The organism is Rhizobium sp. TRM95796 (genome assembly GCF_025779995.1).
GTDB lineage: Bacteria > Pseudomonadota > Alphaproteobacteria > Rhizobiales > Rhizobiaceae > Rhizobium_E.
The window spans coordinates 1,181,373-1,204,770 of the sequence record NZ_JAOXHE010000001.1 but is presented as its reverse complement, the minus strand read 5'-3'; the positions used below and the strand labels follow the sequence as shown (position 1 = coordinate 1,204,770).

General features: G+C 63.0%; 25 protein-coding genes. 11 read left to right on the top strand and 14 right to left on the bottom strand.

What is annotated here, in order from left to right; all coding sequences use genetic code 11:
• Position 1: 1 nt before the first annotated feature.
• From OCK01_RS05700 to OCK01_RS05685, 4 genes are all read right to left on the bottom strand, one after another.
• Positions 2-865, bottom strand: a complete 864-nt coding sequence (locus tag OCK01_RS05700) for an FAD binding domain-containing protein (protein WP_263823051.1) — start codon at positions 863-865, stop codon at positions 2-4.
• Between the two features lie 185 nt (positions 866-1,050).
• A complete protein-coding gene (locus OCK01_RS05695) occupies positions 1,051-2,220 on the bottom strand; it encodes an MHYT domain-containing protein (RefSeq protein ID WP_263823050.1) in 1,170 nt (389 codons plus the stop codon).
• Positions 2,221-2,330: 110 nt separating this feature from the next.
• Positions 2,331-4,205 carry a diguanylate cyclase gene (locus tag OCK01_RS05690; RefSeq protein ID WP_263823049.1) on the bottom strand — a complete coding sequence of 625 codons (1,875 nt, stop codon included), beginning with the start codon at positions 4,203-4,205 and terminating at the stop codon, positions 2,331-2,333.
• A gap of 195 nt (positions 4,206-4,400) precedes the next feature.
• Positions 4,401-5,420, bottom strand: a complete 1,020-nt coding sequence (locus OCK01_RS05685) for a helix-turn-helix domain-containing protein (RefSeq protein ID WP_263823048.1) — start codon at positions 5,418-5,420, stop codon at positions 4,401-4,403.
• A gap of 147 nt (positions 5,421-5,567) precedes the next feature.
• On the opposite strand from OCK01_RS05685, the gene OCK01_RS05680 reads away from it, so the two are divergent.
• Positions 5,568-6,635, top strand: a complete 1,068-nt coding sequence (locus OCK01_RS05680; protein WP_263823047.1) for a cadherin domain-containing protein — start codon at positions 5,568-5,570, stop codon at positions 6,633-6,635.
• Positions 6,636-6,833: 198 nt separating this feature from the next.
• Positions 6,834-7,376, top strand: coding sequence for a hypothetical protein (locus OCK01_RS05675; RefSeq protein WP_263823046.1), 543 nt, complete (start codon positions 6,834-6,836; stop codon positions 7,374-7,376).
• A 69-nt stretch (positions 7,377-7,445) separates the two neighbouring features.
• Here OCK01_RS05675 and OCK01_RS05670 read toward each other — a convergent pair whose 3' ends face one another.
• From OCK01_RS05670 to OCK01_RS05650, 5 genes are all read right to left on the bottom strand, one after another.
• The gene (locus OCK01_RS05670; protein WP_182828600.1) at positions 7,446-7,592 is read right to left on the bottom strand and encodes a DUF1127 domain-containing protein; all 147 of its coding nucleotides are present in this window, start codon (positions 7,590-7,592) and stop codon (positions 7,446-7,448) included.
• A 182-nt stretch (positions 7,593-7,774) separates the two neighbouring features.
• Positions 7,775-10,879 carry an efflux RND transporter permease subunit gene (locus OCK01_RS05665; protein WP_263823045.1) on the bottom strand — a complete coding sequence of 1,035 codons (3,105 nt, stop codon included), beginning with the start codon at positions 10,877-10,879 and terminating at the stop codon, positions 7,775-7,777.
• 12 nt (positions 10,880-10,891) lie between these two features.
• Positions 10,892-11,992 (bottom strand): efflux RND transporter periplasmic adaptor subunit, encoded by a 1,101-nt coding sequence (locus tag OCK01_RS05660; protein WP_412178975.1) that lies wholly within the window; start codon positions 11,990-11,992, stop codon positions 10,892-10,894.
• Between the two features lie 103 nt (positions 11,993-12,095).
• Positions 12,096-12,653, bottom strand: coding sequence for a TetR/AcrR family transcriptional regulator (locus OCK01_RS05655; RefSeq protein WP_182828602.1), 558 nt, complete (start codon positions 12,651-12,653; stop codon positions 12,096-12,098).
• Positions 12,654-12,797: 144 nt separating this feature from the next.
• Entirely contained in the window at positions 12,798-13,232 is a 435-nt protein-coding gene (locus OCK01_RS05650; protein ID WP_182828603.1) for a winged helix-turn-helix transcriptional regulator, read from the bottom strand.
• An 84-nt stretch (positions 13,233-13,316) separates the two neighbouring features.
• On the opposite strand from OCK01_RS05650, the gene OCK01_RS05645 reads away from it, so the two are divergent.
• From OCK01_RS05645 to OCK01_RS05635, 3 genes are all read left to right on the top strand, one after another.
• A complete protein-coding gene (locus tag OCK01_RS05645; RefSeq protein ID WP_263823043.1) occupies positions 13,317-14,192 on the top strand; it encodes an SDR family oxidoreductase in 876 nt (291 codons plus the stop codon).
• A gap of 158 nt (positions 14,193-14,350) precedes the next feature.
• The gene (locus OCK01_RS05640) at positions 14,351-15,559 is read left to right on the top strand and encodes a vWA domain-containing protein (protein ID WP_263823042.1); all 1,209 of its coding nucleotides are present in this window, start codon (positions 14,351-14,353) and stop codon (positions 15,557-15,559) included.
• Positions 15,560-15,666: 107 nt separating this feature from the next.
• Positions 15,667-16,344, top strand: coding sequence for a L,D-transpeptidase (locus tag OCK01_RS05635; RefSeq protein ID WP_263823041.1), 678 nt, complete (start codon positions 15,667-15,669; stop codon positions 16,342-16,344).
• Positions 16,345-16,348: 4 nt separating this feature from the next.
• Here OCK01_RS05635 and OCK01_RS05630 read toward each other — a convergent pair whose 3' ends face one another.
• Positions 16,349-16,711 (bottom strand): VOC family protein, encoded by a 363-nt coding sequence (locus OCK01_RS05630; RefSeq protein WP_318530225.1) that lies wholly within the window; start codon positions 16,709-16,711, stop codon positions 16,349-16,351.
• Positions 16,712-16,790: 79 nt separating this feature from the next.
• Positions 16,791-17,492 (bottom strand): helix-turn-helix transcriptional regulator, encoded by a 702-nt coding sequence (locus tag OCK01_RS05625; protein ID WP_263823169.1) that lies wholly within the window; start codon positions 17,490-17,492, stop codon positions 16,791-16,793.
• Positions 17,493-17,632: 140 nt separating this feature from the next.
• Here OCK01_RS05625 and OCK01_RS05620 point away from each other — a divergent pair, with 140 nt between their 5' ends.
• Entirely contained in the window at positions 17,633-18,271 is a 639-nt protein-coding gene (locus OCK01_RS05620; protein WP_263823040.1) for a 2-dehydro-3-deoxy-phosphogluconate aldolase, read from the top strand.
• Between the two features lie 74 nt (positions 18,272-18,345).
• Here OCK01_RS05620 and OCK01_RS05615 read toward each other — a convergent pair whose 3' ends face one another.
• Together OCK01_RS05615 and OCK01_RS05610 are read right to left on the bottom strand one after the other, a co-directional pair.
• Positions 18,346-18,474, bottom strand: coding sequence for a hypothetical protein (locus OCK01_RS05615; protein ID WP_263823039.1), 129 nt, complete (start codon positions 18,472-18,474; stop codon positions 18,346-18,348).
• 3 nt (positions 18,475-18,477) lie between these two features.
• Positions 18,478-18,639 (bottom strand): hypothetical protein, encoded by a 162-nt coding sequence (locus tag OCK01_RS05610; RefSeq protein WP_263823038.1) that lies wholly within the window; start codon positions 18,637-18,639, stop codon positions 18,478-18,480.
• Between the two features lie 577 nt (positions 18,640-19,216).
• Here OCK01_RS05610 and OCK01_RS05605 point away from each other — a divergent pair.
• The 5 genes from OCK01_RS05605 to msrQ all read left to right on the top strand — a co-directional run bounded on the left by OCK01_RS05605 (position 19,217) and on the right by msrQ (position 22,606).
• Positions 19,217-19,939, top strand: coding sequence for a tellurite resistance TerB family protein (locus OCK01_RS05605; RefSeq protein WP_263823037.1), 723 nt, complete (start codon positions 19,217-19,219; stop codon positions 19,937-19,939).
• 83 nt (positions 19,940-20,022) lie between these two features.
• Positions 20,023-20,712: a GNAT family N-acetyltransferase gene (locus OCK01_RS05600; protein WP_263823036.1), complete on the top strand. Its 690-nt coding sequence runs from the start codon at positions 20,023-20,025 to the stop codon at positions 20,710-20,712.
• A gap of 1 nt (position 20,713) precedes the next feature.
• The gene (locus OCK01_RS05595; RefSeq protein WP_263823035.1) at positions 20,714-20,935 is read left to right on the top strand and encodes a hypothetical protein; all 222 of its coding nucleotides are present in this window, start codon (positions 20,714-20,716) and stop codon (positions 20,933-20,935) included.
• A 76-nt stretch (positions 20,936-21,011) separates the two neighbouring features.
• The gene (gene msrP, locus OCK01_RS05590; protein WP_263823034.1) at positions 21,012-21,959 is read left to right on the top strand and encodes a protein-methionine-sulfoxide reductase catalytic subunit MsrP; all 948 of its coding nucleotides are present in this window, start codon (positions 21,012-21,014) and stop codon (positions 21,957-21,959) included.
• Between the two features lie 26 nt (positions 21,960-21,985).
• Entirely contained in the window at positions 21,986-22,606 is a 621-nt protein-coding gene (gene msrQ, locus OCK01_RS05585) for a protein-methionine-sulfoxide reductase heme-binding subunit MsrQ (RefSeq protein ID WP_182829419.1), read from the top strand.
• On the opposite strand, the gene OCK01_RS05580 is transcribed toward msrQ, so the two are convergent.
• Positions 22,582-23,337 carry a gamma-glutamyl-gamma-aminobutyrate hydrolase family protein gene (locus tag OCK01_RS05580; protein ID WP_263823033.1) on the bottom strand — a complete coding sequence of 252 codons (756 nt, stop codon included), beginning with the start codon at positions 23,335-23,337 and terminating at the stop codon, positions 22,582-22,584. The genes msrQ and OCK01_RS05580 overlap by 25 nt on opposite strands.
• Between the last annotated feature and the right edge of the window lie 61 nt (positions 23,338-23,398).

The window sequence follows — 23,398 nt, the reverse complement described above, 5'->3', positions numbered from 1 at the left end:
CTCAGGCCGCGCGCGCGGCGGCGCGCTGGATCGCGCGGGCGACCATGATGCCGCCGACATGGATCTTGTACTCGGCCGGGCCGCGGGCATCCGCCGCCGGGGCCATGATCGACCGCGCCAGGTCTGCGGCGCGCGCAATGGATGCGTCGTCCAGACTGGAGCCGATCAGCGAAGCCGCCGCCTCTTCCGCCAGAAGCGGGATGTCGGCGAGATTGGTGAGGCCGATAGCGCATGCGGCGACCTTGCCGCCCTCCATGGTGAGCACCACGGCCGCTGCGGCAGTGGCGTAGTCGCCCACCTTGCGCTTCAGCTTCTCATAGGCATAGCCATGCCTCTCGGCCGGCGACGGGATCGACACCGCGGTCAGGATCTCGCCCGGTTCGAGCGCGGTGAAGTAGGCAGCTTCGTAGAAATCGCGAGCGGCGACGTCGCGCGTCCCGTTCGGCCCTTCAAGGCGATAGTGGGCGCCCAACGTGATCATCAGCGCCGGCATGTCGTTGCCGGGGTCGCCATTGGCGACATTGCCGCCGATCGTGCCGCAATAGCGCACTTGTGGATCGGCGATCAGCTTCGCCGCCTCATGCAGGATCGGCAGCGATTGCGCGATCTCGGCGGATTGCAGCAGCTCGTGCTGGGTGGTCATGGCGCCGATGACGATGTCGGCGCCGGAGCGACAGACGCCCTTCAGCGCCTCGATCCCGCCGAGATCGATCAGATGCTCCGGCGAGGCCATGCGCAGCTTCATCATGGGGATGAGGCTGTGGCCGCCCGCGAGCGGCCGCGCCTCCTCGCCGAGATCGGCCAATAGCTTGATCGCGTCCGCCACGCTCGACGGGCGGTGATAGTCGAAAGAACCCGGGATCATCTTCTCCTCCAGATGATGGGCACGCCGCGCTCCCGACGCGGGTGTTGGAGGAGCCTGTGTCCCAACCTCGTTTTCGGCAAGGCGAGCCGGCGGCGGGCGTCACGAAACGCGGCGTTTTGCACGAAATGCGGCTATCCGCGCACGAACTGCGTCAGTCTTTCTTACCTATCGTGGGAAGGTGGCCGTCAGGCGCCGCTGCGGGTCATGCCGAGCCGGGCCTTGACCTCGGCGACGCGGGCGCGGCTGACTGGGGCCTGATGCGGATGGGGCCCATCGAGCTCCACCACCGCCGCATCGCCTTCCTTGCGCACGAGCGTCACATGCGGCATGGCGACGATATGGCTGCGATGGACGCGGATGAACATGGTCGGATCGAGTTGCGCCTCGGCTTCGGAAATCGACCAGCCGCACATGCGCTCGCGATTGCCGTCATGCACCCAGGTGTAATGCGCATCCGCCCTGATCGACCTAACGTCGCCGACCGGCACGAATTGCGTCGCCCCGCCGCTCTGCACCGGGATGCGCTCGATCCGACCGCGCTGCGCCGGCATCGGCGTCGGATCGGGGTCGATTGCCGGCGGCTCTCCGATCGCGGCTCCATCGGCGGCCGCGAGCGCGGGTTGAGGCTCGGCGCTTCCCCATTGCTCCGGCAACAGGAACAACAGAAAGCCGGCCGTGACGAAAAAGCACAGACAGGCGACGACCAGCGAGACGAATTGCGAGGACATCTGGAAGCTCGCGCCCATCGCCGCCATGTCATGGCCGGAGCCGGCGGGGACAATATGCATGCCCCACATGGCGGTGTAATGCATGCCCGACACCGCCAATCCGAAGGCCACGGCGGAAAGAGCGAGCCGCAGGCCGACCTGCGGATCGAGAAAAATCCGCAGCGCGCCATAGGCGGTGGCGATGGCGATCACCACCGACAGCAGCACTTTCAACGGGTCGTGTTCGATAGCGAAAGAACCCGCCAGCCCGTGAATCCCGACATAATGCATCGAACAGATGCCGACGCCGAGCAGCAGCGCCGCAAGTCCGGTCCCGAACGCGCCGGGACGGCTGCCGACCACGAAGAAGATCGACACGCCGACGACCAGCGCGCAGATCAGAAAGGACACGATGGTCGGCAACACCAAATAGGCGACGTCGACGGGCAAGGGCGCCGCCAGCATGCCGATGAAATGCATCGTCCAGATGCCGGTCGACAGAAAGCCGGCCGCGCCCACCAGAAGCGCGCGGCGTTGCAGATCGGTCTTGCCCAGAATGCGGCCCGCGAGGCCGAGGCCGGTATATCCGCCCAGAACCGCGATCGCCAGGGAAAGCGCCACGAGATAGGGATTGTGGCCTGCCAGCATATGATGTCTTCACGCGCAGCCTCCCCGCCGCGCGCTTCCTCCCAGGAAAGAGAATACAGGCGAAGGCGCGCGACTGGCAAGTTCGGCGAGCGATAAATGCGGCGCTGCGGCTAGTGGCCGCCCATCTTGACCCGGTCGTGCTCGGGCGCTTCTCTATCGCCGCCACGAACCGTGTCGCGGCCTGCCGCTTTTGCGTCGTAGAGAGCGGCGTCCGCCAATCCGACGAATTGGGCGGGCGTGAACTGCTTTTCGGCGGAGTGGAAAACGGCGACGCCGATGCTTGCCGTCACCACGCCCTTTTCGCTGCCGACATGGGGAATATCGAGGGCGCGCACACGCTTGCGCAACTCTTGCGCTATCGTGACCGCATCCGAGGCGGTCGTGTTCGGCAGGATCACCGCCATCTCCTCGCCGCCATAACGGGCGGCCCGGTCGCCGCGACGGCGCGCCGCGCCGCGCACCACCCGGGCGACCTGCCGAAGACATTCGTCGCCGGCGGTGTGGCCATAGGTGTCGTTATAGGCTTTGAAACGATCAACATCGATGAGCAGCAGGCTGAGGTCGCCGTCGACCTCGCGGCATCTGTCCATTTCAGCGACGAGGGACGCGTCGAAAGCGCGGCGGTTGAGCAACTCGGTCAGGCTGTCCGTCATCGCCATCTCTTCGAGCTTTTCGTTGAGGTCGCGGAGTTTCTGCTCGTCACGCTTGGCGCGGGTAATGTCGGAGCAGACGACGAGGCAACCGCCATCTTCGGAAATGGTCGTGCGCGATTCGATCCAGCGCCCGTCCTCGAGCCGGAATTCGACCGTGCCCGCGAGCCGGAGTTTCGCAATCGCCGCCTCGATGAAATCCTCCTTCCCGTCGGGCGGAATGCCGATGAACTCGCCACGTTGGATCGCTCCCTCGAGGATATCCCGAGCATGGGCGCCCGGTACGCGAAGGTCTGCGGTCAGCGGAAACATGGAGCGATACCGCTCGTTGCAGAAGATCACCTTGAGATCTGCGTCGAACATGATCAGGCCGTCCGCCATGTTGCTGAGCGCCGCCTGGGCGATTTTCTCGCTGTCGGCGAGAGCCTGGATCAGCTTCCTCTTTTCGGTCAGGTCCCGGTTGTGCGTGATGATGCCGACGAGCTCGCCGGCGTCGTCGTAGAGCGGGGCCTTGAGGGTCGACAGGATGATCGGGTCGGATCCTCGCCAGGCGATGGTCTGCTCGATCATTTGCGCCCTGCCGGAGGCCAGGATGTTTCTCTCCTCGGCCTGAAAGCGATCGGCGAGTTCGGCGGGATAGAAATCGTGGTCGCTGCGACCGAGCAGCGCATTCACGGGGCCTGCGCGCATCAGCGCCGCCGTTGCGGGATTGGCCAGCAGAAATCGCCCCTGGCTATCCTTGACGTTCAGGCTTTCCGGAAGCGACTGGATCACCGCCTCGCACATCTTCAACCGCTTGTCGGTCTGTCGCCGCCTCAATTCGTTGAAGGTCGCCAAAGTCGCGAGACTGGTGGTCACGAAGACGATCAGGATCCAGAGAGGCGCCTCCCGATGAAGGGCCGCCACATTGGAATTGAGCGGCAGAATCATGACGACGAACAGGTCGCAAGCGGAAACAAAAAAGGAGAACAAGATCGATTCACGAAGGCTGGCGATGCGGCCGGCGAGCAGGAGCGAGCCTCCCGCGCCGATGGCGGCGACAAGTCCGATCACGGCGAGACCAGGTCCCGCGCCGGCCCCGCCCAGCCAGAGACGATACGCCCCTGCGATGACGGTTGCGACCAGAGCGCCGGGCCAACCGCCGACGAGCCCGGCGATGGAGATGGGGATCGTTCTGAGATCGATGTAAACGCCGGTGTCGACCTCGATGGGCCGGGTCATCACGGCGAGCGCGCCCAGACCGAAGACGACGCCGAGCTTGAGCTTGTCGGCCAGGGGGCTTCCTTCGCGCCGGGGCGCGAAATTCGTCCAGGCCAGAATGACGAAGAGTATCATGGCGCAATTCGCCAGGACATGGTTCCAAAATGCGCTCACGCCAACACTCGCAGTCTATGTCTAATGGCTTATATGACGATGAACTTACGAATTGTTGGTTACCGAACCGCCCTATCATTTTGCATGATGGGTAAAGAGTTTCGATCCCGGTACAGGCTGGTTCGGCGCCGAGCTATCGGTCGTGACTGCGAGACGTCAGATAAGTCGCAACCACTTGTGAAAGACTGGGGAGAGTGGATCTGCATCCAGCCCAGGCTGCGTCGACGACGTCTCGGCGCGACCACCGAAGCGCAGGTCTCGAGGCGTACAGTCGAAATACGCCTTGAAGGCGCGGCTGAAATGCGCCTCGCTCGAAAATCCGAAATGTTCGGCGACGTCCGCAATTCGCAGGGTCGTCTCGGCCCGCGCCAGAATGCGCGCAGCCGCGCGCAGTCGGGTTTCGCGGATGACGGCGGCAACGCCGCCGGCCGGCTCGAACAAGCGATAGAGCGCCGAGCGTGACAGGCCGGCGGCGCGCGCAACGAAATCGGGCGTCAGATCCGGCGCATGCAGATGATCTTCTATCACCCGTCTGGCCCGGTTCAGCGCCACGCCTGACAGTTCGCGGCGCGCCCTGACGATATTGTCCGCGGTCGGGCGAAGACAGGCCGCAGCCAGCGCCGGCGTGACTTCGGCAAGGCCCAGGCCCGCATTGGGGGACAATCCTTCGGCGTGGCGCATCAAGGATTGGAGGTGATCCGCCAAGACGAGCGCGGCGCCGTCGCGCAGAACCAAACCATGGCGGCTGGCGGCCGCATCCGCAGCGTCGCCCAGCAAACGACGAGGAATGACGACCGAGACATTCTGCCCCGGCGTAATGTCAGGTTGTGTGGGTTGGCCGAGATCGATGATCTTCAGCCCTAGGCCGCTACCGGAGAGGCTGTCCGGATCCAAATCGACGCGCAGCAGCATGTGATCGACGAAATCACGCATAAGCCGCCGCCGGGAGCGCGAATGCTGGAAGGGCTTGGTGCGCATGGAACTGACGAGAACCGAACCGAGGTTGACGCTGTCGATCGCTCCGCAAAATTCGGCGGTCGTGTCGGACGTCGGCAGCCGCTCCATATCGAACATCGTGTTGATCCGACTGCGAAACGCCTCGAAGCGGTGTTTTGGAGCGACCATGTCGGTGCTGAACCGCCTCTTCGCCAAATGCGGGTAGTTTTCCGACGCCACGGATATCCTTTCCAAATAAGCTTTTCTTAACATTGGAACGGGATGCAAAAAAGATCCCTAGCCTATGGGATTCTACGCATAACGCCTGATTGATGGTTCACGTTAAAAACCTGCGCGGTAAAACTCGACGCATGCAGGGAGATGAACATGGCTGTCAAACGAGGTTCCAAGGGCGACGACACCCTTTTCGGAACGACTGCGAGTGACCGATTCTTCGCCAGCAAAGGACAGGATCGGCTCTATGGTGGGGCCGGAACAGATACTCTCGTCCTCACAGGCGCGGCAAAGCACTATGAGTTGGCTTTGACCAAAGACAACGGTTTGGTCACAGGTTCAGTGATCGATCTTCGCAAGGGCGCGCCGGATGGCGTCCAGATCATCGACAGCATCGAAACGATCAAATTCGCGGACGACACTCTGGAAGTTCTCGGCGCTAATCTTCCGCCTCACAGCATAACTCTGTCGAGTTTGTCGATCAACGAGAATGTTACGAAGAATATTCCGTATATAACCGTATCGGCGCAAGATCCGGAAGATATGCCGATCATACGTTATTCTCTGCTCACTGAGAACACGCCGTTTAAGCTCGCTCAGGATCCTTTGCGGACCGCTTCGCTCTATGTGAGCGGTAAGCTCGACTACGAAAAACAATCGAGTTACGAAATCGTCATCCAGGCGAAAGACCTTGCGGGCGGCGTCTCGACACAGACATTCACGATTGAAGTGCGCGATGTCGCCGAACGCTTGCTCGGCACCAACGCGAATGATGTTCTTGTGGGCGACTCCTCGATGAACATCATCCATGGCATGGCTGGAAACGACAGGATGTCCGGCGGCAATGGCGACGATCAGTTGATCGGCGGGATCGGCAAGGACCGCCTCACCGGCGGCAATGGCGACGACGACTTCATCTTCAAGAGCCTCGCCGACTCCACCGCCAATGCCTCCGGTCGCGACGTGATCACGGATTTTGCCCGCGCTCGCTACGAGCATATCAATTTGGGAGCGCTGGACGCCGACACCTCTCGGCGCGGCAACCAGGATTTTGACTTCATCGGCAGCGATGGGTTCAGCAAGACAGCCGGTGAATTGCGTTTCACCGACTCCAAGAACGGCGTCACGGTGCAGGCGGATGTTGATGGCGATGGCAAGGCCGAGTTTTCCATCGATGTTCTCAGCATTTCCAAGCTGGACGCCGGCGACTTCTTCCTCTGAACCTCTCGATCAGGCGACAGCCTTGGAGATGAGCGCGGGGTCCACCCCTGTATCCCGCGCCTCGTCGCGGGCGGACGTGTGACGTCCGCCCGCTTTTTTCTATGAATTCCCATGCGTTGTTCGCTCCTGAGTGGCTTTCTCCGTCATACCGGCTAGAATTTACGGCGATTTCGGTCGATGCGCTTTCAGGAGATCCCCATGCGAACATACATCCTTGCCGCCGCCTTGCTGGTCGCTGCATCCGGCGCCTTGGCGGACGATTGCGCCTTGTCGACCGCAAGCGCCTGCCAGACGGCGAACACGCTGCTCTGGGCCAAGGACTTCAAGCCGGCCCTGCGGGCTTTCGCCGGGAAAAAGAAAGTGACGTGGCTGGGGCGGGCGACGCCGCTCTGGGAGGTCGTCAACGAGGCGATGAGCGGCGTTCCTGACGACAGGGCGGAGACCGCGCCGGGCGTCTACAGGTTTTCAGCCTCCCGCTATCAAAGCGCGATGGAGCGCGGCGCGGTCGTCGTCGAAAAGGGCAAGATCCGGGCGGCAGGCGTGCTGCACTTCAATTGCGGCAAGCAGGGTTGCGACAAGGCTTACACCTTGTCGGTCATTCTCCGGAACAAGGATGACGCGGCGGCGGGATGGATCGAGGCCTGGGGGCGGGAGCAGATGACGCTCAATGCAGAGAGTGGCGGCTATAGCGCCGGGGAAACCGCCATTTCCCGGACCGAGGTGATCATGACGGGCAAATGATCGTCGGACGAAGGCCGGAAAGGGATCGCCCCGATATGTCGTAGGGCGATCCAAAAATCGCGGATGACGTCAGCGGCGGATTTCGCCGCGCGCCACCGCTTCGATGTCGGCGCGACGCAGGCCGAGATCCTGCAACTCGCGTTCGCTGATGCGGCCGAGTTCGGAGAGGGTCTGGCGATATTTGCGCCAGTCGTTCAGTCTTTTCATGAAGCTCATTTTGTTATCCTTGGCCTTTTCGGCATCTATTCAACGCCCGTGATATAGGCGCCGGCGCCCAAGGAATGAACAGCCACGATCGCGCGGCAAATATGCATTGCATGCATAGCAATTATTGCCGAATGGTAAAAATGCGAAGGGCCGCCCGAGGGGCGGCCCTTGCTCAACCGACATGCGGCGTATCAGACATGCGTCGGGCGCTTCGTCCTGAACAACCTGAGCACGAAGACGAAGAAGGCCGGAACGAAGATGATCGCCAGGATCGTCGCCGATATCATGCCGCCCAGCACGCCGGTGCCGATGGCGTTCTGACTGGCCGCGCTCGGACCGGTTGCGATGGCGAGTGGCACGACGCCGAGGGCGAAAGCCAGCGAGGTCATGATGATCGGGCGGAAACGGATCTTGGCCGCCTCCACGGCCGCATCCTTGAGGCTGCGGCCCTCGGCGAAATAGTCTTTCGCGAATTCGACGATCAGGATCGCATTTTTGGCGGAAAGACCGATGATGGCGATCAGGCCCACTTTGAAGTAGATGTCGTTGGGCATGTCGCGCAGGAACACAGCCAGCACCGCGCCGATGACGCCGAGCGGCACCACCAGCATCACCGACAGCGGGATCGACCAGCTTTCATAGAGGCCGGCGAGCAGCAGGAACACGAACAGGATCGAGAAGCCGAACAGGAACGGCGCCTGCGAGCCCGATTGCAGCTCTTCGAGCGACTGGCCCGTCCATTCATAGCCGAAGCCTTCGGGCAGCTGTCGGGCGAGTTCCTGCATCTTTTCGATCGCCGCGCCCGAGGCCACGCCCGGCGCCGCCATGCCCGAGATGCGGACGGAGGGATAGCCGTTATAGCCGATGACCTGGGCGGGACCGCGCTGCCACTTGACGTCGGCGAAGGCCGAAAGCGGCACCATGCCGCCGCTGGCGTTGCGGACGTTCAGCTTCAGGAGATCCTCCGTCTGCAGGCGGCTCGTTTCGCCCGCCTGGATGATCACCCGCTGCATGCGGCCGGAGTTCGGGAAATCATTGACATAGCTGGAGCCGAGATTGGCCGTGATGGTGTTGTTGATGTCGGCGAAGGTCACGCCGAACGTGTTGGCCTTTTCGCGGTCGATGCTGAGCAACACCTGGGCCGCATCCGGCAGGCCTTCGGGACGCACGCCGACGATCATGCCGCTCTGCTGGGCCTGGGCCATCAACTGGCCGGCGGCCGCCTGCAGCGCCGCCTGTCCCTTGCCGCCGCGATCCTGCAGGCGGAAGGAGAAGCCGTTGGACGTGCCGAGACCCTGGATGGGCGGCGGCGACAGCGCGAAGGCCATGGCGTCTTTCAGCCCGAACAGTTGCATGTTGGCGCGGTTGGCGATGTCCTGCGCCGATTGACCGTCGCCGCGCTCGGACCAGTCCTTCAGCGTCACGAAGGCGAGGGCGGCGTTGGGGCCGGTGCCGGAGAAGCTGAAGCCCTGGATGGCGACGATGTTTTCGACCGACTGTTCGGCGCGGAAGATCTTCTCGACCTGTTCGAGCGTCGCCACGGTGCGGTTGTTGCTCGATTCGGCCGGACCTTCGATGTTGACGATCAGGAAGCCCTGGTCCTCGTTCGGCACGAAACTGCCGGGCAGCTGGATGAAGAGATAGCCGAGGCCCGCCACGATGGCGAGATAGACGATCATCAGCCGACCGGCGCGACCGACGATGCCGGTGACGCCGCGGCCATATCCGTTGGTCAGACGGCCGAAGCCGCGATTGAACCAGCCGGCAAGCCCCTTCTTCTCATGATGCCCTTGAGGAATGGGCTTGAGGAAGGTCGCGCAGAGCGCCGGGGTCAGCGACAGCGCCAGGAAGGCCGAAAACAGGATCGACACGACCATGGTCAGGCTGAACTGGCGGTAGATGATGCCCGTCGATCCCGGAAACATCGCCATGGGAATGAACACTGAGGCGAGCACGAGCGTGATGCCGAGGATCGCGCCGGTGATCTGGCCCATGGCCTTCTTGGTGGCTTCCTTGGGCGACAAGCCCTCTTCGGCCATGATGCGTTCGACGTTTTCGACCACGACGATGGCGTCGTCGACGAGAATGCCGATGGCGAGAACCATCGCGAACATCGTCAGGACGTTCACCGAGAAGCCGCTGACATACATGATCGACAGCGTGCCGAGCAGCGCCACCGGCACCACCAGCGTCGGTATGACCGTGTAGCGGAAGCTCTGCAGGAAGATCAGCATGACGACGAAGACCAGCGCCACGGCCTCGATCAGCGTGTGCACGACCTTTTCGATGGAGGCGGAGACGAAGGGGCTGGTGTCATAGGGCACGGCATAGTCGATGCCCGCCGGGAAAAAGCCCTTGATCTGCTCCATCTTGGCCTTCACCGCGTTGGCGGTGGCCACGGCGTTGGCGCCGCTGCTCATCTGGACGCCGACGGCGGCGGTGGGCTTGCCGTTCAGCCGGCTCGAGAAGCTGTAGCTTTCGGAGCCGATGTCCACCCGCGCGACGTCGCGCAGACGCACCGTCGATCCATCCGGATTGGCGCGCAGCACGATATTGGCGAATTCCTTGGGATCGGTCAGCTGGCCCTTGACCAGCACGGTGGCGGTCAGGTCCTGGTTGATGGGATTGGGCGCGGCGCCGATCTGGCCGGCGGCGACCTGGGCGTTCTGGGCGGTGATCGCGGCGGTGATGTCGGACGCCGTCATCTTCAGGCCGACCATCTTGTCGGGGTCGATCCAGATTCGCATCGCGCGCTGGGCGGCGAACAGCTGGACATTGCCGACGCCTTCGATGCGGCGCAGTTCGCCCATGATGTTGCGGCTGAAATAGTCGCCGAGCGCCACGGCGTCTCGCTGGCCGTCGGTGGAGGTGATGGCCACCACCATCAGGAAGCCGGAGCCGGCCTGCTGCACTTCGATGCCCTGCTGGGTGACGGTCTGCGGCAGACGCGGCTCGACGCGGCGAATGGCGTTCTGAACATCCACCTGCGCCTGGTCGATATTGGCGCCGGAGACGAAGGTGGCGTCGATGGAAATGCGGCCCGACGAGTCCGAGGTGGATTCGAAGTAGCGGAGGCCGTCGACGCCGTTGAGCTCTTCTTCGATCGGCTGGGTGACGCTCTGGTAGATTTCCTGCGGGGAAGCCCCGGGAAAGTTGGTCGAGATCGACAGCTGCGGCGGCGCGACGTTGGGATATTGCGCGATCGGCATGAAGGGCAGGGCGATGAGGCCTGCGATCGAAATGAAGATCGCAAACACCCAGGCCAGAATGGGTCGTTGAATGAAGAATTGTGCCATCAGGACGAGCCTTTAGTTCTTGGGCTGGGCGGCGGCGGCTTCGGGAGCCACTTTCGCGCCGGGCTGGACCTTGGAGACGCCGTCGACGACGATGCGTTCGCCGCCCTTGAGGCCGCTCTCGACGGTCCATTGCGCGTCGATCACGGCGCCGAGGGTCACGTCGCGCAGCTGGGCGACATCGCCCTCGCCGACGACATAGACCTGGGCCCGGCCATCCTGGGTGCGGATGACGGCGCGCTGCGGAATGAGAATGCCGTCCTTGTTGACGGCCTGTTCGATGCGGATGCGGACATATTGCCCGGGCAGCAGATCGCCTTTCGGATTGGGGAATTCGGCGCGCAGCGTGATTTGGCCCGTGGTTTCATCGACGCTGGCGCTCGAAAACAGCAGCTTGCCTTTTTCCGCATACATATCGCCGCTGTCGAAGACCAGTTCGACGCGGGCCTGACCAGGGGCGGGGCTTTCGAGGCGGCCCGCCTCGACGGCCCGCTTCAGCGACAGCATTTCGTCGACCGATTGGGTGAAGTCGGCATAGACCGGATCGATCTGCTGGATCTGCGCCAGATTCTGCGTGCTGTCGGCGGTGACGAGCGCGCCTTCGGTCACCAGCGCCCCGCCGATGATGCCGGTGATCGGGGCGCGCACTTCGGTGTAATCGAGGTTGATCGTCGCTTCATCCAGCGCAGCCTGCGCCAATGCGACATCGGCGGCGGCCTGGGCGGCGGCGACGGCGGCATTGTCGTATTCGACCTCGGAGACCGCGTTGCGCTTGCGCAACTGGTCCTGGCGTTCGAGCTGTTGACGAGCATTCTTTTCCGTCGCGACCGCGCGCTGAAGCGTGGCCTGGGCGCTGGCGACGCGCACCTTGAACAGTTTCGGGTCGATCCGGTAGAGCACGTCACCGGCCTTGACCAGGCTGCCCTGTTCGAAGACGCGCTCCTGCAGGATGCCGGTGACGCGGGCGCGCACCTCCGCCGTGCGGGTGGCGGCGATGCGGCCGGGCAATTCGCTCATCACCGGCACAGCCTCGGTCTTCAGGGTCACAACGCCGACGGCTGTCGGCGGCATCTGCTGCTGCTGGCCGAAGCTTTGCGAGGCGATCATGGCGGACATGGCCAAGGCCGTCAGTCCGAGGGCGATTTTTTTCATCGTCTTACCTTCAATCGGTTGTCTGAATTCGGAGAAATTCGGTGGCGGCGGACGCCCGGAGCTCGGATCATGGTTCGGGAAAGGCGGCGTACATTGTCCCGATATCCCGTAGCAATCCGGCGCGCTCGACCTCGCTCCAATGATGGAGGTCGAAATATTCCATGATCGTCAATCCATAAAATGCGAGATAGGCGATCAGCGAGGCCCGCGGACGCCTGGCGTCGCGGGTGACCGCGGCCAGATCCTCGGCGGTGCATTGGCGAAACAGGGACTGAACGCCCTCGTCGTGCGAACTGGCGGCGCAGATGGCCAGCGCCACGGCTCTTTCGCTGTCGGAGGCGAGGGCGCCGGCCGCGGAGAGCCGGCCGAAGAGCGGAGGATTGTCGCTGTCCTGCTGAATGCGCACGCTTTCTGCGACGCGTTCGCGGTCGATACGGATGCGGCGTTCGACCAGCGCGTTCAGAAGGCCCGACTTGGTCTTGTAATCATAGACGACGCGGGACTTGCTGATGCCTGCTTCGCGCGCGACTTCGTCGATCGACAAGCCCACCGCTCCCAGGCGCACGACCACTCGTTCCGCCGCATCCAGCACGTCGTCGGTCGAGATTTTACGCGTCTTGGCCATCCAGCGGTCCATGCAGTCGGAATGCGAACGATCGTTCTTTTATGCCGGTATAACAATCGCCTCGACAGATCTTTGTCAACCGTGGAAAGCATTTCAAGCTAAGTTTTTTCGCGTGATCCGGCAGGAATTCTGATTTTCCCGAAATCAGGCCGCATTTTCCTGCGTCGAATCGAATCTGGCGCGGGCGATGCGGATGTCCGCATGGCGACGCTCGGCCCAATCCATCAGAGCGGAGATGGGGATCATCGCGTCGCGTCCCAGCTCGGTCAGCGCATATTCGACGCTGGGCGGCTTGGTGGGAAACACTTGCCGGCTGACCAGTCCGTCCCGCTCGAGGTCCCGAAGCGTCTGGGTCAGCATCCGTTTGGAAATATCGGGAATGTCGCGCGCCAGGCTCGAGAAGCGGCGGTTTTCCGTCGTGAGCGACAACAGGATCAGCACTGTCCATTTGTCGCCGATGTGATCGAGCACATCGCGGATCGGGCAGTTTTCGCGACTGAAGCCGAGAGCGTTCCATTTCTCCATCCGGTCGCCGGACCTCAGCGGTCCCTGTTGGTTCTTTGCAAGTAACCTGGGCATCGAAAACTGCCTCCTTTTCAGTCGGGTCGTTGGTCTCTATTGTAGACCTGTCTTCAAAATAAGACCATACCCAAGGAGAATGTGATGTCTCACGACGCCAAGACCTATCTGGTTACCGGAGCGAATGGACAGCTCGGCCTGCTCGCCGTGCAAAGCCTGATCGAAAAGGTTCCCGCCGCGCAAGTGATCGCGCTTGTCCGCAAGCCCGAAGCCGGAGCCGATCTCGCCGCTCTCGGCGTGACGGTGCGCATCGGCTCCTATGACGACCCGGCGAGCCTCGACGCCGCCTTCGTCGGAGTCACCCATGTTCTGCTGATTTCGTCGAGCGAGGTCGGCCAGCGCCTGGCGCAGCACGAGAATGTCATCGCCGCCGCCAAGAAGGCCGGCGTCGCCTTTCTCGCCTATACCAGCATCCTGCGCGCCGACACCTCGCCGCTCGGCCTGGCCGTCGAACACCTGGCCACGGAGAAGGCGATCGTCGCATCGGGGATTCCTTACGCCTTCCTGAGGAATTCCTGGTATCTCGAAAATTATCTCGGTTCGATCGGCCCGGCGCTCGAGCACGGCGCCGTCGCGGGCTCCGTCGGCGAAGGCCGCATCTCCGCGGCGTCGCGGGCCGACTATGCCGAAGCGGCCGCCGTGGTGCTTGCCAATTCGGACGCTTACGTCAACGCGGTGCTCGAACTGGCCGGCGACGACGCCTTTACGCTCACCGATCTCGCGGCGGCGATCGGCGAACTCGCCGGTAAGCCGGTCGTCTACGCCTATATGCCCGAAGACGCCTACAAGGCCATGCTAGTGCAGGTGGGTCTGCCGGAGGGCTTTGCCGGCCTGCTCGCCGACTCGGATGTCGGCGCGTCCAAGGGCGGGTTGTTCGAAGACGGCAAGACGCTGAGCCGGATCATCGGCCGTCCGACCACGCCGCTGAAGACGGTTCTGGCCGGCGCGATGGGCAAGTAACGGAATCGGCCGCGCCGCCGCTCCCGACGGGCGGCGGCTCTTCCTCCCCCGGCGCAGCTTCGCCACCGCATGCGAATGCAAATCTTTATACATTGGAAAGGCTGAGGGGCTAAAATAGCGACTGCGCAATAACGCGTGCTCTGTATCAGGAGCCCCTCTTGTCGAGCCTGTTTGGTGTATTTCGTCTGTTCATCGGGTCGCGTCGCGGAAATTTCGCCCTGACGGCGGCCCTGGTGCTGCCCGTGCTGCTGGGCGGCGTCGGCCTGGCGTTCGACATGGCCGCGATGGTCAATCAGCGCACGGTGTTGCAGAACGGTCTGGATACGGCGTCGCTGGCGGCGGTCAGCGCGCTCGCGGCCAAGGACAAGACCACTCTGAATGTCAAGAGCTACGCGATCGATTTTCTCGTGGCGCAGCTTTCCGGGCAATTGCCGAGCAACGTGGTCGAAGATCTCAAGACCTCCACCACTGTCGTGCCCGATAAGAACACGGTGGGCACCCAGACCACGTACACGGTGGCGATGTCGGCGCGCATCACGGTGGAACTGACGCCGTTCACGCGACTCCTCGGCTTCACCAACCGCAAGATCGCGGCGCGTTCTTCCACATCCTCTGTTGTCGTCGGCAATGCTCTGTCGCTCTACCTCGTCGTCGACCGGTCGGGATCCATGTCCTGGGTGACCAACACAGCCTTGTCGACGCCTGCCAGTTGTCAGAATTACGCCGATCTCGAAGACTGGGCGTATTATCCGGATATCGCAGCCACATCCCCCTGTTACCTGAACAAGATGGGAGCGCTCAAGCAAGCCGCCGCCACCCTGTTCGATACGATCGATTCGATCGAGACGTTGGACGCGAACAATCATGTCACCCGCACCGGGTCTGTGACGTTTACGGACAAGGAACAGGCGGCCTCCGCTCTCGCCTGGGGAACGACCACCGCGCGCGCCTACATCTCGGCCTTGCCTTCCTATCCCTCGGGCGGAACCGACATGTCCGACGCCATGGACACCGCCTATGCGGCGCTCACCGCCGCCAGCGAGGCGACGGAGCACGCCAACCACGGCAACACCCATGTGCAGAAATTCATCGTGTTGATGACCGACGGCGAAAATACAGGGGCCAGCAGCAAGCACAAGCCGTCGCTCGACACCAAGACGCTCAACGCCTGCACCTCGGCCAAAAATGCCGGCATCACCATTTATACGGTCGCCTTCATGGCTCCGACGCTCGGCAAGACCCTATTGCTCGCCTGTTCCGGTTCATCGAGCAATTCCTACACGGCCGACAACGCGTCGGAACTGATCACCGCTTTCGAAGCCATCGCCAAGAAAGTATCGGATCGCTCGACCAAGCTGACCAACTGAGCATCCTCTCCGCCCTCATCATGAGGGAACCCCGGGAAACGTCATACGTTTGCCTGTTCGGGCGAAGACAAAGCGCGGACGCGCATGTCCGAACAGACGAGGTGTTCATGACGACGGGAATTCATAGGCGCAGCCTGATCCTGGGCGCGCCATTGCTGCTTGCGGGCTGCGCGAGCGAGAGGCGGGTCACCAGTATCGGAAGACCTGCGGGGCCGCGTATCGATCCCTATTACCAGGCGATGTATGGGCCCGTCCTCGGCGAACCTTTCCCGGTCGCCGCCGTCGATCTTCGTCGCGTGGATCCGAAATTCTGGCGGCAACAAGTGGCCTATGACAGCTATGAACCTGCCGGCACGATCGTCGTCGACGTGCAGCAACGCTTCGCTTATTACGTTTTGGGCAATGGCGAGGCGATCCGCTATGGCGTCGGCGTGGGACGCGAAGAGGGCCTCAACTTCCAGGGTGAGGCGCGCATCGGCCGCAAGGCGGCATGGCCGCGCTGGACGCCGACCCCCGACATGATCGCGCGGGATCCGGAAAAATACCTGCAATACCAGACTGGCATGGATGGCGGGCCGATGAATCCGCTCGGCCCGCGCGCGCTCTATCTTTATGTCGACGGCCAGGACACGCTGTTCCGTCTGCATGGAACGGTGGAGCCTTGGTCGATCGGCACGATGGTGTCGTCGGGCTGCATCCGCTTTCTCAACCAGGACATCATCGATCTCTACGGCCGGACGCCGGTCGGAACGCGCGTCGTCGTCCAATCCGGCGGCTACGCCTGAGAGATCAGCGCGCCACGTGGAAGACGCGCAGCCGATGGCCGTCGGGGTCGACGGCCGTGAAGGTGCGACCGAAATCGGCGGCCATCGGCGGCTGGATGAGTTCAATGCCGCGCGCCGTCCAATCTTTGGCCGTCGCGTCGACCTCGTCGTCGGAGCCGAGGGGGAAGCCGAGTTCGAAACCACCCGGCGGCGTGGCCGCGGGAATGACGCCGTCCCTGGACCAGAGAGCGAGTTTCAACCCGTTCGGAAGCACGTAGAACGAGAAGGTCGGCGCGGCCTCGATCGGTTGAAGGCCGAGCAACGCGTCGTAGAAAGCGCGGCTTGCGGTCATGTCGGCGACGTAGAGGAGAATATAGCTGGGGGTCATGATCTTGTCCTTTCTGATCTCGGGGCTTCGGCGTCAGGGTCGGCGTCGGCCTCGAAGGACGGTCTAGCGCTGCCTGCTGTCAGTTTTTGTCAGCAGCGTTCGGGCCGACGCCTTGTTCGCGTTTCCACTCCTTGAGCATGGCGGCGCGGCGGCGGGGATAGCGGCGGTCGAGCGGGCGCAAGCCTTCGATCCGGTCGGCGCGGAAATGGCGGAAGCCGTTGCGCAGCGCGCACCAGGCCACCACGACCCGGACATTCTCGAAAAAACCGAGCGCGAAGGGCCAGATCTCGCGACGCGTCGCCGCGCCGCTGGCGTCGGCATAATCGATCTCGGCGGCCTGCTCTTCCCGGATCAGGCGACGCATCAGCTTGAGGTCGACGCCCGAGCCCGCGCGGGGGGAGGGGCCGACCAACAGGCTCGACGTTTCCAGCCGCTCGGCGAGATCGGCGGGCAGCACGGCGCCGATCTTGGCGATCAGATGTCCGGCGGCGTCCGACAGGCCTTCGTCCGCCCGGCTGGCCACCCAGCGGGCGCCCAGCACCAGCGCCTCGATCTCGTCTTCGGAAAACATCAGCGGCGGCATCAGGAAGCCGGGGCGCAGCACATAGCCGAGACCGGCCTCGCCTTCTATGTCGGCCCCTTGAGCCTGCAGCGTGGCGATGTCGCGATAGAGCGTGCGGAGACTGACGCCGGTTTCCTCGGCCAGCGCCTGGCCGGTGACCGGCCGCCTGTGACGCCTGAGCGCCTGCAACAACTGCATCAAACGTTCTGAGCGGGGCAGGGCGGAACGGGACATCGAAGAACCTGTTTGACCGCTGTCGGCTGGCTGCGGGTCGCGTCTTTCATATCCTTTTTGCTCGACACCGCCAGCCGAGTTTAGTAGGTCTGCCTGCAATTCAATCGTTTTAAGGGAGCGGCGACATGAACGCCAAGACCGAGAACCTTCTCTCCACGCTCAAGCTGCAACCGGTCGTGCCGGTGATCGTGATCGACGATGTGAAATCGGCCGTGCCTTTGGCCCGCGCGCTGGTGGCGGGCGGCCTGAAGGCCATCGAAATCACGCTGCGCACGCCCGCGGCGCTGGACGCCATCAAGGCGGTCGCAGAGGAAGTCGAAGGCGCAGTCGCCGGCGCCGGCACCGTCCTCGATGCGCGCCAGTGGGAACAGGCCGTGAAGATGGGCTCGAAATTCGTCGTGTCGCCCGGCGCGGGTCCCTCGCTGCTCGACGCCGCCGACCAGAGCGACGTGCCGCTTCTGCCCGGCGCCGCCACCGCCACCGAAGTCATGCATCTGCGCGACCGCGGCTATAGCGTGCTGAAATTCTTCCCGGCCGAACAGGCCGGCGGCGCCGCCTATCTCGGCGCGCTCGCGTCCCCGCTCGCCGGCATCCGCTTCTGCCCAACCGGCGGCGTCTCGCTCAAGAACGCCCGCGATTATCTCAGCCTCTCCAACGTCGTCTGCGTCGGCGGCTCCTGGGTCGCGCCCAAGGCCATGGTGACGGAGGGCGATTGGGACGGCATCACCAAGCTCGCAGCGGAAGCCGCAGCGCTGGCTGGGTGACGCCTAGGGTCTTCGGCTGATCGACAAGGAAATGCCTGCCGCCGCCTCTATGGTCTACTCGACGTGAGGCGGCGTTAGGCGTCGACCAACTCGATTTTCAGTCGCTTTCCGAGCGACCGCGCAGCGCGCTCAAGCGTGTCGAGAGAAATGCCGATATTGGCCGGATCGAGAACACGGTCCAACTGAGAGCGGCTCGTGCCCATTTTTTAAGCCATGTCGGATTTCGAAAGCGCCTGCAGTTTTCGCTCTTCATCGATTTGCCAAGCCAGAACCTGCTTGATCGCCGCGCCGTAGACCGCTTCTTTCTCGCCGAGGTCTTCGAGGAAGTTTTCAAGCGAGCCGCCGACGACAGGATGATTGTCTGTCATATCTCGAAAGTCCTCCGCTTCATTTTCGAATTTGATAATCTTTCCAACGCTTGATCGCCAATTTGATTGCCGCCTGCTGGCCGCCTTTGCCTTCTGCGCCGTGAAACAGCAGCATGACGCCGTCATCGATCCCAAATTATGTTCTTGCTTCGACGCGACCATTTCTGATGCTTGACCGCACTTTGAGCACCCCGTCTCGCAGCGGTCTGCATGTCGGCAACCCGATCGGCCAGCCAAACTCGACTTTGGCGATATCGACGGCGACCACCTGACGATCTGTCTTGTTCAGTGACATCAGCCATTCTTTTACCGGCTGGACACCGCTCCGGGTCGTGTCGAACCGGGCGACAATCCGCCTCGACTGGGCAGAGTGCACCATATTTGGTTCGAACTTCAATGGGAGAGTTGGGGCGTTCCGGTTCGTCCCAGGGTTGCGCAAAGTGTGCGTCTTTTCCAGGGGTATTGGTCATAGACGCCGCGAAATTTTCGGTGATGGCGTGACCTGCGTCATCCTCTTTGCATAATCCGCGCGTCATACCTATCTGCTGACGAGATCATCTCAACCGGAGGATATGGAATGTTCGACGCCAAGAAAATTCTCGACCAGTTTTTAGGCTCCAATATGCCTGGAGTCGGCGGTTCGGTGAAAGACCGGGCCGGACAGGTGACCCAGATGGCGAAGGACAATCCACTTGCCTCCGGCGCGATCGCCGCCGTGCTGCTGGGCACCGGTACGGGACGCGAGCTGACCGGTTCGGTTCTGAAGCTGGGCGGTCTCGCCGCCATCGCCGGTCTCGGCTATCAGGCCTACAAGAACTGGCAGGCTGGCAATCAGCCTCAGCCGGTTGGCGGCGCGCCTGCGCCGGCTCAGGGACAGGCCGCGCCGGATCTGCTGCCGGCGCCTGCCGGCACCGGCTTTTCGCTGGAAGATCACACCAACAATGACGATTTTGCGCTGGTGCTGGTGCGCGCCATGATCTCGGCCGCGCGCGCCGATGGTCATATCGACGAGGCCGAACGTCAGGCGATCCTCGGCAAGGTCAAGCTCGCTGGGCTCGACGCCGACGCCGAGGCCTTCCTCACCGGCGAACTGACCAATCCCGTCGATCTCGACGCCATCATCGGCGCCGCGAAGACCGAAAGCCAGAAGGTGGAGCTCTACACGGCATCCCGCATCGCCATCGATCCGGACACCCGCGCCGAACGCGGCTATCTGGATCTTCTGGCGGGCCGGCTGGGTCTCGCCGATGGGCTGATCGATCATATCGAGGCGACGGTCGCTTCCGCAAAGGTCGGCTGAGCCGCCGCCCATCACCGAAATTTATTTGTCGATCTCTCGGCGTGGTGATGAACATCATCCCCGGTTCTGTTAAGGAGACGGGGATGAAGAAGGAAGATCTCAGCAATTGGACGCCGCGGCCCGCGCCGAAGGCGGTGCGGCTCGAAGGCCGTTACGTGACGCTCGTTCCCTATGTGCGGAGCGAGCATGCGCGGGCGCTATGGACGGCGCTTGGCGAAACCGGCGTCAATGCGCGTCTGAAATACTTCGCAGCGCCCGATTTCCAGACCGCGGACGCCTTCGCCGACTGGCTTGACGCCGTCGAAAAGGCCGGCTGGCTGCGCGAAGTGTTTATCGACAACGAGACCGGCGACGTCGTGGGCATGGCCCATTATATGCGCGCCGATCCCGCCAACGGCGTGGTCGAGGTCGGCGGCGTGGCGCATGGCCTGGCGATGGCGCGCAGCCCGATGTCGACCGAAGTCCATTACCTCATGGCGCGGCATGTGTTCGAGGATCTCGGCTATCGCCGCTACGAGTGGAAATGTCACAACGACAACGCGCCCAGCCATGAAGCGGCCAAACGTCTCGGCTTCTCCTTCGAAGGCGTGTTCCGCAAGCACATGATCTCGCGCGGCGAAAATCGCGACACCGCCTGGTACGCGATGATCGACGATGACTGGCTGCGCCTGAAAATGGCGTTCGAAGCCTGGCTGGCCCCGTCGAATTTCGACGCCGCAGGCCGACAATTGCGCGGTCTCGCCGAGATCCGCTCCACTATCACGGAAGGTTGACGTGTCACAGTCAGAGCACAAGCGCGAGACGCGCAGGAACGCCATCGCGGCCGCCATCATTCTCCTGGGAGCGGGCGTCGCGCTCGCTTTCATGCCCAGGATCGTTCTGGGGCTGGGCGACGTCTCGCCCTGGCTCGGCTTCGGCGCCGGCGTGGCGATCATCCTGTCCTTCTTCGCCGTCTTCTGGCTGCGCGCGCGCTGGCAAAAGCGCCGTTCACGCTGATTTGACGCGCGGCGTTGTAACAAATGCCGCGTTGCCTCGTATAAGCTTGCAAGACCTGACCTGAAGAGGATCCGTCATGCCGGCTTATCGCTTTCCCAAGATCGCAGCTTCGGAGATCACTCCGCAATCCGTTTTCCTGCGTCGACGGGAATTCCTGGCAGGCGCGGCGGCGGCCGGCCTGATCGGCGCGACGGCGTCGCCGTCGCTCGCGGCGTTGGCCGCCAAGCCGTCCGCCTACAAGGTGAACGACAAGATCACCCCTAAGGAAGACGCCACCACCTACAACAATTTCTACGAATTCGGCGTCAACAAGAGCGATCCCGCCGATTACTCCGACAAATTCAAGCCCCGGCCCTGGACGATCAAGATCGACGGTTTGGTGTCCAAACCTCTGGAGATCGATGTCGATCAGCTGATCGCCAAGATGTCGGTGGAAGAGCGCGTCTACCGCTTCCGCTGCGTCGAGGCCTGGTCGATGGTCCTACCCTGGAGCGGCTTCATGCTGGCCGATCTTCTCAAACTGGCCGAACCGCTCGCTAGCGCCAAATACGTCGCCTTTCAGACGGCCCTGCGTCCGGACGAAATGCCGGGGGTCGGCGGCTTCGCGCCCATTCTCGACTGGCCCTACAAAGAAGGACTCAGGCTCGACGAGGCGATGCATCCGCTGACGTTGATGGCTGTCGGCATCTATGGAGACCTGCTGCCCAATCAGAACGGCGCCCCGATCAGGCTCGTCGTTCCCTGGAAATACGGCTTCAAGAGCATCAAGTCGATCGAGCGCATCACGCTGGTCGAGGCCCAGCCGCCGACCGCCTGGAACACGGCGGCGCCGGATGAATACGGCTTTTATTCCAACGTCAATCCCAAGGTCGATCATCCCCGCTGGAGCCAGGCGACCGAACGGCCGATCGGCGAGGGCGGCGGCTTTTTCAACTCGCCGAAGAAGGATACGCTGATGTTCAACGGCTATTCGGATGAAGTCGCCTCGCTTTACGCCGGCATGGATTTGAAGGCGAATTACTGATGGCCGTCTCGAGCAGCGATGCGTCGATGGACTGGCCGCGCCGCATCAATCGCACCGTCGCCAAAATTTCGCCCTGGTGGATCTACGGGCTCGGGATGATCCCGGCCGTCTGGTATTTCTGGCAGGGCGCGACCGGGAAGCTGAGCGCCAATCCGGTGCAGTCCTTCGAGCACCTCCTGGGCGAATGGACGCTGCGGTTCCTGATCGCGACGCTGCTGGTGACGCCGATCCGCGATCTCACGCGCGTCAATCTCTTCCGCTTCCGGCGTGCGCTCGGGCTGATGAGCTTTTATTACGCGCTGATGCATGTGCTGACCTACGCCATCCTCGACCGGGCGCTGGTGCTTTCCGAAATCGTCGCCGACATCATCAAGCGGCCCTATATCATGGTGGGCATGGCGGCGTTCGTGGGCCTGGTCGCGCTGGCGGTCACGTCCAACAACTGGTCGATCCGCAAGATGGGCCGCAACTGGGGTCGGCTGCATCTCCTGATCTATCCGGCCGCCATTCTCGGCGTCACGCATTTCATCATGGCGGTCAAAAGCTGGCCGCCGCGGCCGCTGGTCTATATCGCCATCATCGCCGTGTTGTTGCTCTACCGGCTGGCCAAATACACGGCCGCTCAGCGGCCCTTCGCTTCGGCATAAGCGCGCACGGCGTCGCCGAAGGATTTGAACAGGCGTGCGGAGGTGGCGTCGCTTTCGACCCAGTATTCCGGGTGCCACTGCACGCCGATGGCGAAATTCGGCGCGTCGATGACGGAGACGGCCTCGATCGTGCCGTCTTCGGCCACCGCTTCGACGGCGAGGCGAGGCGCAGCGACGCCGATCGCCTGGCGGTGCAGCGAATTGACCTGGAATTCGCCGGCGCCGAGGGCTGCGGCGATGCAGGAGCCTTCCTTGACCTTCACGGTCTGCCGGATGGCATACATCCTGTCGCGCTCCGGCACGTCGGGACGGCGGTGATCCCAGACGCCGGGCTTTTCCTGAATTTCGGTTTCCAGCGTGCCGCCGAGCGCGACATTGAGCTCCTGAATGCCGCGACAGATGGCGAGCAGCGGCACGCCGCGATCGATGGCGCGGCGGATCAGCTCCATACTGGTGGCGTCACGCGCCGGATCATAGGGGCCGTTCTGTTCCGAGGCGTCGCCACCGTAAAGCGAGGGATGCACATTCGAGCGCGACCCGGAAATCAGTACGCCGTCGACACGGTCGAGGATGGCGTCGATGTCGTTGCCGCTTTCGAGTGCGGGCACGACGATGGCGGTTGCGCCCGCGCCCTTGACCACGGCGTTGACATATTGTTGCGGCGTCGCATGCCAGTAGTAACCTTCGATTTCGCGCGTGTCGGCGGGAATGGCGATGATCGGGCTGGGCATGCTCGTCTCCGGCGTCGTTGGGAACGGCCATCAAGTGGCGCGTCGGCTTTGTGATGTCAAT